This is a genomic window from Winogradskyella vidalii, assembly GCF_013403955.1.
GTDB lineage: Bacteria > Bacteroidota > Bacteroidia > Flavobacteriales > Flavobacteriaceae > Winogradskyella > Winogradskyella vidalii.
This window is the reverse complement of the sequence record NZ_JABFDG010000007.1, coordinates 222,812-238,743: the sequence shown is the minus strand read 5'-3', so window position 1 is coordinate 238,743 and position 15,932 is coordinate 222,812. Positions and strand designations below refer to the sequence as shown.

General features: G+C 34.9%; 13 protein-coding genes. 9 read left to right on the top strand and 4 right to left on the bottom strand.

What is annotated here, in order from left to right; genetic code table 11:
• Positions 1–18: 18 nt before the first annotated feature.
• On the bottom strand, positions 19–177 hold the full coding sequence (locus HM982_RS15770) for a YqaE/Pmp3 family membrane protein (protein WP_092470473.1): 159 nt from the start codon (positions 175–177) through the stop codon (positions 19–21).
• Positions 178–439: 262 nt separating this feature from the next.
• Between HM982_RS15770 and lysS the strand changes: the two genes are divergently transcribed.
• From lysS to HM982_RS15745, 5 genes are all read left to right on the top strand, one after another.
• A complete protein-coding gene (gene lysS / locus HM982_RS15765; protein ID WP_179354297.1) occupies positions 440–2,128 on the top strand; it encodes a lysine--tRNA ligase in 1,689 nt (562 codons plus the stop codon).
• A gap of 330 nt (positions 2,129–2,458) precedes the next feature.
• Entirely contained in the window at positions 2,459–3,715 is a 1,257-nt protein-coding gene (locus tag HM982_RS15760; protein WP_179354296.1) for a fibronectin type III domain-containing protein, read from the top strand.
• Positions 3,716–3,805: 90 nt separating this feature from the next.
• Positions 3,806–6,292, top strand: coding sequence for a zinc-dependent metalloprotease (locus tag HM982_RS15755; RefSeq protein WP_179354318.1), 2,487 nt, complete (start codon positions 3,806–3,808; stop codon positions 6,290–6,292).
• Between the two features lie 168 nt (positions 6,293–6,460).
• Positions 6,461–6,892 (top strand): hypothetical protein, encoded by a 432-nt coding sequence (locus HM982_RS15750; protein WP_179354295.1) that lies wholly within the window; start codon positions 6,461–6,463, stop codon positions 6,890–6,892.
• A gap of 116 nt (positions 6,893–7,008) precedes the next feature.
• On the top strand, positions 7,009–7,344 hold the full coding sequence (locus HM982_RS15745) for a hypothetical protein (protein ID WP_179354294.1): 336 nt from the start codon (positions 7,009–7,011) through the stop codon (positions 7,342–7,344).
• Positions 7,345–7,418: 74 nt separating this feature from the next.
• Here HM982_RS15745 and hemL read toward each other — a convergent pair whose 3' ends face one another.
• The 3 genes from hemL to HM982_RS15730 all read right to left on the bottom strand — a co-directional run bounded on the left by hemL (position 7,419) and on the right by HM982_RS15730 (position 10,503).
• Entirely contained in the window at positions 7,419–8,705 is a 1,287-nt protein-coding gene (gene hemL / locus HM982_RS15740) for a glutamate-1-semialdehyde 2,1-aminomutase (protein ID WP_179354293.1), read from the bottom strand.
• Between the two features lie 5 nt (positions 8,706–8,710).
• Entirely contained in the window at positions 8,711–9,553 is an 843-nt protein-coding gene (locus HM982_RS15735; RefSeq protein WP_179354292.1) for a glucosaminidase domain-containing protein, read from the bottom strand.
• Positions 9,554–9,627: 74 nt separating this feature from the next.
• The gene (locus HM982_RS15730; RefSeq protein ID WP_179354317.1) at positions 9,628–10,503 is read right to left on the bottom strand and encodes a 1-aminocyclopropane-1-carboxylate deaminase/D-cysteine desulfhydrase; all 876 of its coding nucleotides are present in this window, start codon (positions 10,501–10,503) and stop codon (positions 9,628–9,630) included.
• Between the two features lie 527 nt (positions 10,504–11,030).
• Here HM982_RS15730 and HM982_RS15725 point away from each other — a divergent pair.
• The 4 genes from HM982_RS15725 (at position 11,031) to HM982_RS15710 (ending at position 15,823) form a co-directional block, all read left to right on the top strand.
• Positions 11,031–11,195: a DUF5522 domain-containing protein gene (locus HM982_RS15725; RefSeq protein WP_179354291.1), complete on the top strand. Its 165-nt coding sequence runs from the start codon at positions 11,031–11,033 to the stop codon at positions 11,193–11,195.
• A gap of 21 nt (positions 11,196–11,216) precedes the next feature.
• Positions 11,217–13,217 (top strand): urocanate hydratase, encoded by a 2,001-nt coding sequence (locus tag HM982_RS15720; protein ID WP_179354290.1) that lies wholly within the window; start codon positions 11,217–11,219, stop codon positions 13,215–13,217.
• A 19-nt stretch (positions 13,218–13,236) separates the two neighbouring features.
• Complete coding sequence (locus HM982_RS15715) at positions 13,237–13,824, top strand: DUF4136 domain-containing protein (protein WP_179354289.1); 588 nt, start codon at positions 13,237–13,239, stop codon at positions 13,822–13,824.
• 100 nt (positions 13,825–13,924) lie between these two features.
• Positions 13,925–15,823, top strand: a complete 1,899-nt coding sequence (locus tag HM982_RS15710; protein ID WP_179354288.1) for a SulP family inorganic anion transporter — start codon at positions 13,925–13,927, stop codon at positions 15,821–15,823.
• The last annotated feature ends 109 nt before the right edge of the window (positions 15,824–15,932 follow it).

Here is a 15,932-nt window from a genome sequence, read left to right as displayed (position 1 = left end):
AATTGTAAAGGTAAGATTTTATCGCTTAGGATTATTAAGAATAACCAATGCTGCAATAACGCCAGGCACCCAACCACAAAGCCATAAGAGAAATGTAATTAATATAGAGCCACAACCTTTATCTAAAACAGCTAACGGAGGACAAATAATAGAAAGAATAACACGCCAAATACTCATAATAAGATTTCATAATTTATTGTACCTATAAGACGTCACTTTTTTTAAACTGTTACAGAATTACTGAATCATTTATTCCTGTAAGTTTTTGAATCAATTTTTCACTCTTAAAGGACGTCTCAGTCTTTTAAAACAATGACACTTATACACAAATTTTAAAGCTTTTAAAATCTAACTAAAAAGGTGCTCTCTTATTTTTCTAAAAATTGTAATTTTGCATTTGCTTATCAAATAACAGATAGGCTTTTAAAAATTAAAAAGAATGCAACTTTCAGAACAAGAATTGGTAAGACGCCAAAAGTTAGAAAAGCTTAGAGCTTTAGGGATTAACCCTTATCCAGCGGATTTATTTCCCGTTAATCATACTTCAAAACAGATAAAATCGGATTACGAAGAAGGTAAACAGGTCATCATTGCGGGTCGTCTAATGGCAATTAACATTCAAGGTAAAGCCTCTTTTGCACAACTGCAAGATAGCGAAGGTCGTATTCAAGTGTATTTTAATCGCGATGAAATTTGTACTGGTGAAGACAAATCTAAGTACAATGACATCTTCAAAAAGTTATTGGATTTAGGTGATTTTGTAGGTATTGAAGGCGAACTCTTTACCACGCAAGTAGGCGAAAAAACCGTGATGGTTAAAGATTTCAAATTATTGAGTAAAGCTTTAAAGCCCTTACCTATCCCGAAGCAAAAAGATGGAAAAACTTACGATGCGTTTACAGACCCTGAACAACGTTACAGACAACGTTATGCTGATTTAGTGGTAAATCCGCATGTTAAAGAAGTGTTTATTAAACGTACTAAATTATTTAATGCTATGCGTCAGTTTTTTAATGATGCTGGTTATTTTGAGGTAGAAACACCAATTTTACAATCGATTCCTGGAGGAGCTGCGGCACGGCCTTTTATAACACATCACAACAGCTTGGATATACCGTTGTATATGCGAATTGCAAACGAATTATACCTAAAACGTTTAATTGTTGGTGGTTTTGATGGTGTCTATGAATTTTCAAAAAACTTCCGAAACGAAGGGATGGACAGAACGCATAACCCAGAGTTTACCGCCATGGAAATCTATGTGTCATACAAGGATTACAACTGGATGATGGATTTCTGCGAGCAACTCTTGGAGCATTGTGCTATTGCTGTAAACGGGACATCGGAAGCAACATTTGGTGAGCATAAAATAAACTTTAAAGCCCCATATAAGCGTATCACCATGCGCGATTCTATTTTAGAATTCACGGGTTTTGATATTTATAACAAGTCTGAAGAAGAAATAAGAGCGGCTGCAAAAGGTATGCACATTGAAGTGGATGACACTATGGGTAAAGGCAAATTGATTGATGAGATTTTTGGTGAGAAATGTGAAGGAAACTATATCCAACCTACATTTATTACAGATTACCCAAAAGAAATGAGTCCGCTATGTAAAGAACATAGAGACAATCCGGAATTAACAGAACGTTTTGAATTAATGGTTTGTGGTAAGGAAATTGCAAATGCGTATTCAGAATTAAATGACCCTATTGACCAACGCGAACGTTTTGAGCACCAATTAAGCTTAGCTAAAAAAGGAGATGACGAAGCAACAGAATTTATAGATCATGATTTCTTGCGATCATTAGAATATGGTATGCCTCCAACATCTGGAATGGGAATTGGTATGGATCGTTTAATTATGTTCTTAACCAACAATCAAAGCATACAAGAAGTGTTATTCTTCCCTCAAATGCGACCAGAACGTAAGAAAATTGACCTTAGCGATAATGAAAAAGCGATTTTAGAGATTTTAAAAACGGAAAAACGAATGGACTTAAATGTTCTTAAATCGCAAGCTGGACTCAGCAACAAAGGTTGGGACAAAGGTTTAAAAGGTTTAGCAAAACATGGCTTAACTAAAGTTGAAAAAACAGATGAAGGTTTGTTTGTTGAAATGGTCTAAACACGATTACATATAACTATTAGAAAAAAGGAATTATTGAGAAATAGTTCCTTTTTTTTATTTTTAAAATCACCTTTAAGTCAACATAAATAATATTATTTCGAAATTACAGGAAGTGTCTCTTATACTTCAGCATGACAAATAGCATCAGGAAGTTTATAGTATTCTAAGAATATTAGCACTCGCATTTTAGATTATAATATGGATCCATTAAGAATCAAAAGCATAAAACAGATAGTGATTTGCATTACCCCTTCAAATTGACTGCATATTTTCGTTAAAAAATTTTCTTACATTAGCGACTAGCTATATATTAGAAAAATCCACCAAATGTTAAAGAAAATCTGTTTCCTATTTGCCTTCGTAAGTGTTCTCTTTTCTTGTAATAATGACGATGAAAATCTTGTTCCTGCATGCAATATTGTAACAAACATAACATCAAATTCTATAACAGATAATTCTGCTACAATCAGTTGGGATTCAGCTGACGCTTCAGCACATTACACCGTAGAATATGGTATTTCAGGATTTATTTTGGGCAGCGGAACTAGCGTTTCCGAATCTAATACAGCTATTGAACTCTCTAATTTACAAGAAAACACAACATACGATATCTATATTCAAACCGTATGCGACACAAGTGACGAGAGTCTTCATTCTAATGTGTTTAGCTTTACCACTCTACTTCCGACTGTAGCTATAGCATTCAGGCCAACTTTATCTGAAATGAATGTGTTCGTTGGAAATCTCGATGATTTACAAATAACCCCTTTTGCATTTGAATACAATCTAAACACAACTCTATTTACTGACTACGCACACAAACAGCGTATCATAGCTTTACCAGAAGGCACAAGCATGGCCTATGATGGCGATGGCTTACCTGTTTTTCCTGATAATACAGTTATTGCAAAAACCTTCTATTACAATTTAGATGAGCGCGATTTATCCTTAGGAAGAACAATTATTGAAACGCGAATTTTAATTAAATTGAATGGAGAGTGGGAAACCGGAGATTACAAATGGAATGACAACCAAACGGAAGCCTTTTTAGATGGAGCAGGAAGCACATTACCTATAGCGTGGATTGATGCAGCAGGCAATTCAAATTCTACAACTTATAAAATCCCTTCAAATACAGACTGCTTTACTTGCCATGCTAATAATGATAATATTATACCGATAGGTCCAAAATTAAGATCTATGAATTTTGAAATCAATGGCGTTAATCAATTAGAGCAATTTATAAATAACCAACAGTTAACAGGTATAGACCATAGTGCTTCAGTACGAGTATTACCCAATTGGAAAGACACCGCGCTTCCTATAGAAACTAGAGCACGTGCTTATATGGATATTAATTGTGCGCATTGTCATATTCCAGGAGGGACATGCGCTGACGATTCCACCTTAAATCTCGCTTTTGAAACAGGTTTAGAAGACAGTAATATTTTAGAACAAACTACCCTTATTGATTACAGAGTCTCATTTTACCTCGAGGGTTTAAGTATGCCTTTCATCGGAACGACGATGCGACATACAGAGGGCTTAGATTTAATTCAGGAGTATATGAACACCCTAAATTAAGCACGTTAAAAATTTACTAAAGTCAGACAGGTGTTTAACATATTCTTAATAGAATCCGTATTTTGATCAAAATTTAACAAAAACTAACTTATTTTGAAACACGTATCCATCAAACTACTCTTTGTAGTTTCTGCGTTTTTAGCATTTTCATGCAATACCGCAAAAAAAGCAGGAAACTCTAAAGACGCTGCCGAAACGGCAAAAACTTCAGGAAAAAAACCTGGCAAAAATGACCCCAAACCTTATAACAAAGTTATTACTAAAGATGCTAAAAGTGACGAAGGTCTATTTACAGTTCATACTTTAGATGATAAATTTTACTACGAAATACCAGATTCTCTTTTTGATAGAGAAATGTTAATGGTTACACGTATTGCAAAAACGGCATCAGGACTAGGTTTTGGTGGAGGAAAAACTAACGAACAAGTATTACGTTGGGAGAAAAAAGATAAGAAAGTTGTACTTAGAGTGGTTTCTTATGATGTAGTTGCCTCAGATTCTCTTCCTGTAAATGAAGCTGTTACAAATTCTAATTTTGAACCTGTTTTATTTACATTTCCAATTGAAGCAATAGGTAAAGATTCTACAAGTACCGTTATTAATGCAACACCATTATTCGAAAAAGATGTAAAGCCTTTAGGTTTACCACAACGTGGGCGATCTTCTTATAAGATTTCACGTTTAGAAAGTGATAAATCTTTTATTGAAACGGTAAAAAGTTACCCAAGAAATATTGAAGCACGTCATGTAAAAACTTATGCTGCAGGAAATCCGCCATCTAATTCTAGTACTGGAGCAGTTTCAGTAGAAATGAATAATTCTATGATTTTACTACCAGACGTACCAATGAAACGTCGTTATTTTGACGAACGTGTGGGGTGGTTTACAAGCAGCCAAACAGATTATGGTTTAGCGGATCAAAAAAGTAAATCCTTAGAATTCTTAGACCGCTGGAGATTAGAAGTTAAAGATGAAGACATCGAAAAATTCAAGCGAGGTGAATTAGTTGTACCAAAAAAACAAATCGTTTATTACATAGATAGAGCAACTCCAGAACAATGGAGAAAATACATCAAACAAGGTATTGAAGATTGGCAAGTCGCTTTTGAAGCCGCAGGTTTTAAAGAAGCAATTATTGCTAAAGCCCCTCCAACAGTTGAAGAAGACCCAGAATGGAGCCCAGAAGATGCGCGTTACTCTGTTGTACGTTACTTAGCATCTCCTATTCCTAATGCAAACGGACCGCACGTAAGCGACCCAAGAACAGGAGAAATTTTAGAAAGTGATATTAATTGGTATCACAATGTAATGTCTTTACTACGTGGTTGGTTCTTTGTACAAACAGCAGCTATTAATCCAGATGCACAAAGTCCACAATTTAAAGACGAAGTTATGGGACGTTTAATTCGTTTTGTATCATCGCACGAAGTTGGTCACACTTTAGGTTTACCACATAACATGGGTTCTAGTGTAGCTTACCCAGTAGAGAAATTACGTGATGCAGAATTCACTAAACAATACGGAACAGCACCATCTATTATGGATTATGCACGTTTTAATTATATCGCACAACCTGGAGATGAAGGTGTAGCTTTAATGCCAGATATTGGAGTCTATGATAAATATTCAATTTCTTGGGGTTACAGACCTATCTTAGACAAAACTGCCGAAGAAGAAAAGCCTATTCTTAACGAGTGGATTATGAAACATGCTGGTGACCCAATGTACCGTTTTGGCCACCAACAGGCTGGTGATGTTGTTGATCCAAGTTCTCAAACTGAAGACTTAGGTGATAACGCTATGTTAGCTAGTGAGTACGGTATTAAAAACTTAAAAAGAATTGTACCTAATTTAATTGAATGGACAACAGAAGCAGGTGAAGATTATGATGATTTAGATGAAATGTATGGCCATGTTATCTCTCAATTTAACCGTTACATGGGACATGTTTCTAATAATATTGGTGGTGTTTATGAGCATTATAAAGCAGCTGATCAAGAAGGTGCTGTCTATACTGCTGTACCAAAAGCACATCAAAAAGAAGCAATGCAATTTATACAAGAAAATTTATTTGAAACTCCAGAATGGTTAATAGACAAGAATATTTTTGACCGTATTGAGTTCACAGGTTCTGTTGAGCGTGTTCGTGCATTACAATCTAGAACTGTAAATAATATTTTAAGTCTAGGAAAAATGCAACGTTTAATTGAAGCGCATACATTTGATAGTGATGCCTATGCATTAACGGATATGATGAGCGATTTACGTAAAGGCATATGGAGCGAATTAAGTTCTAGAAAAAGTATTGATACTTACAGACGTAATTTACAACGTGCACATATTGATCGATTAGAGTATTTGATGACCGCAGAAAACCAAACCCAAGGCAGACGCTCTAGTTCGTATGTTAAAGTAACACCTGTTAATACAAGCCAATCAGACATTAGAGCGGTTGTAAGAGCAGAGTTAACGGCTTTAAGAAGCCAATTACGTTCTTCTCGTGGTAGAGATACTATGAGTAGAATTCATATTGCGGATGCTATTGAACGTATTAACCTTATTTTAGACCCTAAGTAATTTAGTTAAAATAGTATATTTTTAAAAAAGGCTTCAATTAATTTTGAAGCCTTTTTTTATTCAAATATGTAGTAGCAAAATGTTAAATTCTTTGTTAAAAATAGCGACATCATTAAACGCTTTAATGCTTTTAACGTCTAAGTAGTATAACATTAAAATATTTAAAACATGAAAAAATTAGCAGTTATTGCCTTAGCACTTGTAACCTTAAGTGGTTTTGCTCAAAAAAAAGGTGAAAAAAAAATGGATAGAGAAAATAGGTCTGAATTAATGAAAGACATGACACCAAATGACATCGCAGATTTAAAATCTAAAACCTTAACTCTAAAATTAGATTTATCAGATGCTCAACAAAAAGAAGTACATAAACTTATTGTAGAACAAGCTGAAAAACGTGCCGCTATCAGAGAAGAACGCAAAGCTTCTAAAGATGAAGAAAGAAAAAGACCTTCTAAGGAAGAGCGCATAAAAATGCAGAATGAAAGATTGGACGAGCAAATAGAAATGAAGCGTCAAATGAAATCCATTTTAAACGAAGAACAATATGCTGAGTTTGAAAAAATGAAACCTCAAAGACAAGAAAAAAAAAGGAAAGCGTAATAAAAAAGGGTAATTGAAACCTCATTTTACAATAAAAAGTATCGTATCACCGATACTTTTTTATTTTATTGAATAAAATTGTTACATTAGTGACCAATTTAATTAAATAATCCAAAATGAAAAAGGTAATTACACTTTGCATGTTCGCTTTTATAATGGTTCTTGGTTCTGAATCTGTAATGGCACAATCAACACCAAACATTATAGAAATAAATGCTGCAGCTAACAAAAAAACTGAAGCGTTAAGAAAATACATAAAGTTTGATAATGATCAACGTGACCAAATGTACAAGGCTTTAAAAACTTACGGAACACGTAAAGCAAAATTGAACCAAGCTGAACCTAATGAACGTTCTATTATGAAATTAGAAAACGAATTAAACGATACCGTTAGAAGATTTTTAAATGAGGAACAATATGAGCGCTATAAGTCTTTTGAAGAGACAAACTAAAAACACAGACTCAAAACTATAAAATAAAAGCCTCACAAATTGTGAGGCTTTTATATTTTTATATTAGAACACGATTACAATGTTTTTGCAACATGTTCAACCGCTGTAATTGTCGCATTTAAATCTTCATAAGTTAAAGCATCAGTTATAAACCAAGTTTCAAAAGCACTTGGTGCAATATATACACCTTCTTTTAACATACCGTGAAAGAATTTTTTAAACGTTTCATTATTCCCTTTTGTTGCTGAATCGAAATCGACAACTGCAGCTTCAGAAAAATGAACTGATATCATAGATCCTATTCTATTGATAGTATGCGTAACATTATTCTTATTAAGCGCATCCGCAATTCCCTTATGAAGATATTCTGTTTTCTCCGCTAATCGACTCATAAGGTCGTCATCGTCATGTACAGCTTTTAACATCGCTAATCCTGCAGCCATAGCCAAAGGGTTACCACTTAATGTTCCGGCTTGATAAACAGGGCCATTGGGTGCTAAATAATCCATAATTTCATTTCGTGAAGCAAAAGCTCCCACCGGCAAACCACCGCCAACAACTTTACCAAAACAGACAATATCTGCATTAATATTTTTAAGTTCTTGCACGCCACCTTTAGCTAATCTAAAGCCCGTCATAACCTCATCAAAAATCAATAAAATATCATTAGCGTCACAAACCGCCCTTAAACCTTCAAGAAAACCATCAACGGGTGGAATACACCCCATATTACCTGCTACAGGTTCTATTATAATGGCTGCAATAGTGTCTTTATTTGCGGCAACTAATTCCTTTACATTTTCAATATCATTGTAAGTTGCTAAAAGTGTATCTTTTGCTGTTCCTTGAGTGACACCCGGACTGTTTGGTGTCCCAAAGGTAATTGCACCACTACCAGCAGCGATTAAAAACGAATCACTATGCCCATGATAACAGCCTGAAAATTTTATGATTTTATCTTTTTTTGTATATCCTCTAGCCAAACGGATAGCACTCATACATGCTTCTGTACCCGAATTTACAAAACGAATTTTATCAATATTAGGCACCATAGAAACGGCTAGTTCAGCTATTTCAGTTTCAATTGCCGTAGGCATTCCAAAGGAAGTTCCTTGTTTTGTTTTTTCAACAACAGCGTCTACAACTGGAGGAAATGCATGCCCTAATAGCATAGGTCCCCAAGAATTTATATAATCTATAAAACGATTACCATCTTCATCATACACATAAGCTCCTTTAGCAGATTTGGCAAAAATTGGAGTCCCTCCTACTGCACTAAAAGCTCTTACAGGCGAATTTACACCTCCTGGAATAACATTTTGAGCGTCCTTAAACAACGCACTACTTCTTTGATATAACATATAAATTAATTCGGTATATTAAGTTTTTGACCTATAGTTAGGTCATTTGATCTTAAGTTGTTTTTAGTTTTAATAGCATCAACCGTAGTTCTGTATAATCTTGACAACGAATACAAGGTGTCTCCTTTTGTAACCGTGTGAGTTTTTGTTACAGATTTCTGAGGCCCTTCAATTATAGTGGTCGATTTTCTTTTTTTGGTCCTGTCAGTTGAGCTAAGCGCCTCATCATCGTATTGATAAAGTTTATAGCGCTCTATTAAACTGATTAGTTTTTGTGGATATTTTCGGTCGGTTGCATAACCAGCAGCTCTTAAGCCTTTTGCCCACCCTTTATAATCATCGGGTTTTAAATCAAATAGACTAGCATAACGACTTCTTCCTGTTAAAAATTCGGAATGATCTTCATAAGACATTTCTGCTTTATTATATTTTCTAAAACACTCTTGAGAACGGTCATCATCATGATATATTTTAGCGCCTTTCCAACCATGACATTTAATACCAAAGTGGTTGTTAGCCTTAACCGCTAATCGTCCACGCCCAGAACCAGATTCTAAGATACCTTGCGCCAATGTAATACTTGCCGGAATCTTATGGCTTCGCATTTTTTCCATCGCAATATCGGCATAAAGATCAATATAAACCTCTACCACGTTCCGGGTATCATTGGCTTTTACAACAGTTTCTTTTACCTCGTCAACGCTATTACGACTGTCTTTATCTTCTACAACAACAGTTTTATTATGAGTAGTGGCACTGTCATTTTTCTTTTTAGTGACAATCCCTTTTTTAGGGCCACAACTCATAGCAGACAACACTATCAATATAATTAAATATTTAAATTTCATAAATTTGTAAATCTTGTTTTTCATGCCAATAATCATTCGTTTTAGTAGACGTAATTTTCAGATTACTTTTTTAATTATAGAATTATTAAAGGCTGCTTTTTACGTTTTAAAATTGCATTAACACCTGCTATACCCTGCAAACCTCCTGTATGAATAGCCAGTATTTTTGAATTCTTCGGAAAAAATCCTTTTTCTAATAAATTAAATATCCCAAACATCATTTTACCAGTATAAATGGGATCTAAAGGCACATCATAACGTTGCTTAAACTGATTGATAAACGTTATTAATTCTGGCTTTATTTTACCATAACCTCCAAAATGATAATCTGTTATTAGTTTCCAATTATCTTGATTTGCAAATTTACAAATATCTGCTTGTAAAAAATCACCTTTTAAAGCTGGAAAACCTAATATTTTCTGATGTGATTGTGAAGCATTAATTAATCCCGAAATTGTACCTCCTGTACCTACTGAACAACAGATATAGTCAAAATTAAAATCATTTTCTTGTAAAATTTCTTCACAACCTTTAACCGCTAAACCATTCGTTCCACCTTCGGGAATTAAATAAAAATCTCCAAACAGAACTTTTAAATTAGCAATAAATGAATCGGATGTTTTTTCTCTATAGCTCGTTCTTGAAACGAAATGAAATTCCATCCCTTGCTCTTTAGCAAAGCTTAGGGTTGGATTCTCAGAAACTTTATCTGCTAATTCTTCACCTCTAATGACACCAATGGTTTTAAAACCATATGTTTTCCCTGCAGCTGCAACAGCGGCAATATGATTAGAGTATGCACCTCCAAAAGTTAGTAAAACGGATGCATTACGTGTTTTAGCTTCAAGAATATTAAATTTTAACTTACGATACTTATTCCCTGAAATAAATGGATGAATTAGGTCTTCACGCTTAATAGCGATAGAAATAGAACTACTTTCTAAAGACATATTCTGATTATAAACACGGGGTTGATTCAAACCTTTTTTTACAAAAATAAGTAACTGTTTTTTATTTTATACATCAATTACAATGTAGTTCTAAAAATAAGATTTAAATGCCCAAAAAGACCTTAACCTTAAATAATCAAGGTCTTTTTCGTTAGTATAAGCTTCACGCTCAAATGAAATATTCCGATAGGCTAAGTGCCAATTTCTATATTGTAATAACCGGAATAAAAATTCAGTTATATAAATAATAAAAAAAGGAATAACGAGCAATTCTATTTGTTGCCTAAGATGAATTTTTTCATGATTCAAAAGCACTATGTTGTCTTTTAAAGCTTCCGTTTTTAAAAACATAAAAGGATATATAGTCATCCCAAGGTAACCTCGGGGTACTAAATATTTCGAAATTAAGATCATTGTTAATGCATTTCAAAAATCAAACCATTAATATTTTACTAAAAGTATTGCTAATGGTAAACCTTAACTTGGCCTAAGAAATTTTTCTCTAAATTACATTATCTTTGTTAGATATGAAAAAATACGTTCCTATTGAAGATGGCGATTACTATCTTACACCAGAAGGTTACCGTTGTTTTACAGAACAATACCATTTAAAACGCGGGTATTGTTGTGAAAGTGGTTGCAGACATTGTCCGTATGGATTTAACCCTTCAATTACACGCCAATCAAAATAAAAATACATTAAACCAAACGTAATGCAGACTACAAAACGCTCATTCAAAGACCAAATATTAGAAGGCATTCCAAATCCTTTACCCGAGCCTAAATCTTTTGATGCTTCTATAAATCACGCACCAAAACGCAAAGCTATTCTATCTAAAGACGAAGAAAAATTAGCCTTAAAAAATGCGCTGCGTTATTTTGACAAAAAAGACCATAAGACCTTGCTGCCAGAGTTTAAAAACGAATTAGACACCTATGGCCGCATATACATGTATCGTTTAAGACCTGATTACAAAATGCAGGCCCGACCAATATCTGAATACCCAGTAAAATCGACACATGCTGCAGCTATTATGCTTATGATTCAAAATAATTTAGACTATGCTGTAGCGCAACATCCACATGAATTAATTACCTATGGTGGAAATGGCGCAGTATTTTCAAATTGGGCGCAATACCGTCTGACCATGAAATATTTGGCAGAAATGAATGATGAACAAACCTTAGTAATGTATTCTGGTCATCCAATGGGATTATTTCCATCGCACAAGGATGCGCCAAGAGTTGTAGTCACTAATGGTATGATGATTCCTAATTACTCCAAGCCAGATGACTGGGAAAAATTCAATGCTTTAGGTGTCACTCAATATGGTCAGATGACAGCAGGAAGCTATATGTACATCGGCCCTCAAGGTATTGTTCATGGCACAACAATAACAGTCCTTAATGGCTTTAGAAAAATTAAAAAAGAACCTAAAGGAAATCTATTTGTCACCTCTGGATTAGGAGGCATGTCTGGAGCGCAACCAAAAGCCGGAAACATAGCTGGTTGTATTACTGTTTGTGCTGAAGTCAACCCAAAAATCACACAGGTGCGCTTAGACCAAGGCTGGATTGACGAAAAAATAACCGATTTAGATCAGCTTGTTAATCGTGTCAACAAAGCTAAGGCAGATAAAGAAACCATTTCTATTGCCTATCTTGGAAACATTGTTGATGTATGGGAAAAATTTGATGAAGCCAATATCCACATCGATTTAGGAAGTGACCAAACCTCATTACATAACCCTTGGGCGGGTGGCTATTACCCCGTTGATATTTCTTTTGAAGATGCGAATAACATGATGGCAAATGAACCTGAACTCTTTAAAACAAAAGTTCAAGAAACCTTACGTCGTCATACAAATGCTATAAATAAGCATACTGCAAAAGGCACCTATTTCTTTGACTACGGAAATGCCTTTTTACTAGAAGCCTCTCGTGCAGGAGCCGCTATTATGGCTGATAATGGTATCGATTTTAAATACCCAAGTTATGTTCAAGATATTATGGGCCCCATGTGTTTCGATTATGGTTTTGGGCCTTTTAGATGGGTTTGTGCTTCAGGGAAACCTGAAGATTTAGCCAAAACTGATGCGATTGCTTGTAAAGTTCTAGAAACTATAAAAAAGAATTCTCCTATTGAAATTCAGCAACAAATGGCCGATAACATTCAATGGATTAAAGGCGCTCAAGAAAATAAACTCGTCGTAGGTTCACAAGCTCGAATTTTATATGCCGATGCAGAAGGACGAATGAAAATCGCACAAGCTTTTAATGAAGCCATAGAACAAGGAGACATTGGCGAAGTTATTTTAGGAAGAGATCATCATGATGTCTCAGGAACCGATTCACCATACCGAGAGACAAGCAATATTTATGATGGCTCACGTTTTACAGCAGACATGGCGATTCAAAATGTAATTGGAGATAGTTTTAGGGGCGCCACTTGGGTTAGTATACACAACGGTGGTGGTGTTGGCTGGGGTGAAGTTATTAACGGTGGTTTTGGTATGGTTCTTGATGGTACTAAGGAAGCATCAAAACGATTAAAACAAATGCTCTTTTGGGATGTAAACAACGGCATTTCAAGACGAAGCTGGGCGAGAAATAAAGGTGCTGTTTTTGCTATAAAACGCGCTATGGCAACTGAGCCTAATTTAAAAGTCACCTTGCCAAATTTCGTTGATGATGAATTATTAAATGAAGTTTAATTTATTAAAAAAAGCTATTATGAAACATCTACAAAATGCATTCAAAAATGTTTACATTAAAAAACTAACGAAATTTACACCTTTATTTCTGCTCCTTATTGTACTATCTTCATGTAGTTCGGTTCAAGTAGCTGCAGATTACGACAGAGAGGCTGATTTTGACTCTTATAAAACTTTTGCTTTCTTTAAACCTGGTATTGACAAAGCGGAAATAAACGATCTTGACAAACGAAGAATTCTTAAAGCTATTGAAGCCGAATTAATGGCTAAAGGGTATACTAAATCTGAAAATCCAGATATGTTAGTTAGTATATTCACCAAATCTAATCAACGTGTAGACATCTACAACAATGCTTGGGGTCATGGCGCTTGGGGCTGGGGAGGCTATGGTGGCTGGGGCTGGCGATCAGGCTGGAATAACAACCAAGTGTCTACCACTACAGAAGGTGTATTGTATATCGATTTAATAGATACTGAAAAAAAAGAATTGATTTGGCAAGGCTCTGGAACAGGAAATCTTGAAACAAGGAATGTTGAAAAGAAAGAAGCTCGTATTAAAGAATTTGTAACAGAAATGCTGATGCAATTTCCTCCGGAAGAAAAATAAAAAATTGACACATACCGTAAAAAAGCATTGGGAAACCAATGCTTTTTTTGTTAAATTCAAAAAGTATATCTTTGCCGACTTTTAATTTCATAAAACGATTATGCTAAGTAGAAACACCTTAAAAAAAATCACTCAAAACCCTAAAAATGATATCCTCGCAGGTATAACGGTATCACTAGCAATGATTCCTGAGGTTGTCGCTTTTGCATTCGTAGCACAAATAAGTCCTATTGTAGCACTTTTCGGGGCTTTTATTATTGGTATTATTTCAGCCCTTTTTGGTGGGCGTCCAGGACTAATATCAGGAGCTGCAGGTGCCGTAGCCGTCATTTTTGTTTACATGATTCAAGAAGGACATGCTAAAGGTCTCCTGTTTGACACTCCCGTGGAAAACATGGGCTACTTTTACCTTTTAGCTGCTGTTGTTCTCATGGGAATAATTCAAATTCTAGCAGGGGTATTTAAACTTGGAAAATTTGTTCGGTTGATTCCACATCCTGTAATGATGGGCTTTGTTAACGGTTTGGCTATTGTTATTTTCTTAGCACAATTAGGTATGTTTAAAGAAAATAAAAAGGATGTTTTTGGTCAAAATATGCGTAAAACCACATCAAAAGAACTGGTTTATAATGTTAATGACAACAAGGTCAAAGATTTAATTTCTGGCACTGAATTGTTTTCAATAGAAGATGAGAACATTGTTAATATTAATACTGGTGAAACTGTTTTTATAATGGCTGACAACCAAGTATTTGATGTCAATAGCAAAAGAGTTGTTTTTAACGTAAAAGATAATGGGTTTTATGCCGTAAAAGATAACGGTGTCGTAAAAACCATAATGCAAGGCAAAAAACTATATATCATGATAGGCCTTGTCTTATTAACCATGTTTATAATTTGGGGACTACCTAAACTAACCAAAAAATTGCCGGCAGCATTAACGGCAATATTAATCGTTACTTTGATTTCTATCTTTGGAGGACTTCAATCCATAAATGTAGGTGAATTCATAAGAGATGGTGGTGGTGCTGGCCTTAATGGTTTTGATGAAATATCGAGTAAATTGAATCTTTTTGAACTTTGGAGCCACTTACCATTCAATTTAGACACCCTTAAATTCATTGCTCCATTTGCATTTTTGGCAGCTTCAGTTGGATTAATTGAAACATTAATGACCATGAACCTTGTAGATGAGTTAACAGATTCTAGAGGTAACGGAAATCGTGAATGTGTAGCTCAAGGTGCCGGAAACATGCTTAGCGGAATATTTGGAGGTACTGGTGGCTGTGGTATGATTGGACAAACCGTTATTAACATTAATGCTGGCGGTAGAGGCCGTTTGTCTGGTGTAATGACAGCCATAACCTTACTTACTTTCATCCTTTTTGCAGACAAAATTATTGAGCAAGTCCCAATCGCTGCGCTTGTAGGCGTTATGTTTATGATGGTTATCGAAACTTTTGCTTGGTCTAGTTTCCGGATTATGAAAAAAATCCCAATGTCGGATGCTATTGTACTAATTATTGTTTCAGTTGTAACTGTATTTTTTGATTTGGCTATTGCGGTATTTGTTGGTGTAATTATTTCAGCACTATCGTTTGCATGGGAAAATGCAAAAAGAATTAGAGCCCGTAAACGTTACAAAGAAGACGGCACAAAAACTTACGAAATTTGGGGGCCTTTATTCTTCGGAAGTATTACGTCATTTAATGAGAAATTTGATGTTAAAAATGACCCAGACGTAGTCGTTATCGATTTTGTTGAAGCTCGAATTTCGGATCATTCAGCTATTGAAGCCATTTTTATACTAGTTGAAAAATATCAAGCTTTAGGAAAAACCATTAAATTAAAGCATTTAAGCGAAGACAGTAAAATATTACTCTATAAAGCCAATCCAAAATTTAAAGACGTCATTGAGGAAGCTATAGACGACCCGCGCTATCATTTGGCTGAAAACCCAGAGAAATTTACCAAACCACTTTCTGAATATAATATGTAAATACTCAACGCTTAAGCGCCTCTATACGCTAAGGACTAGACCTATATATCATATTTAAAATAAAGGATTCAAAATATTTGATTACCAACTATTTATACTACCTTTGTCT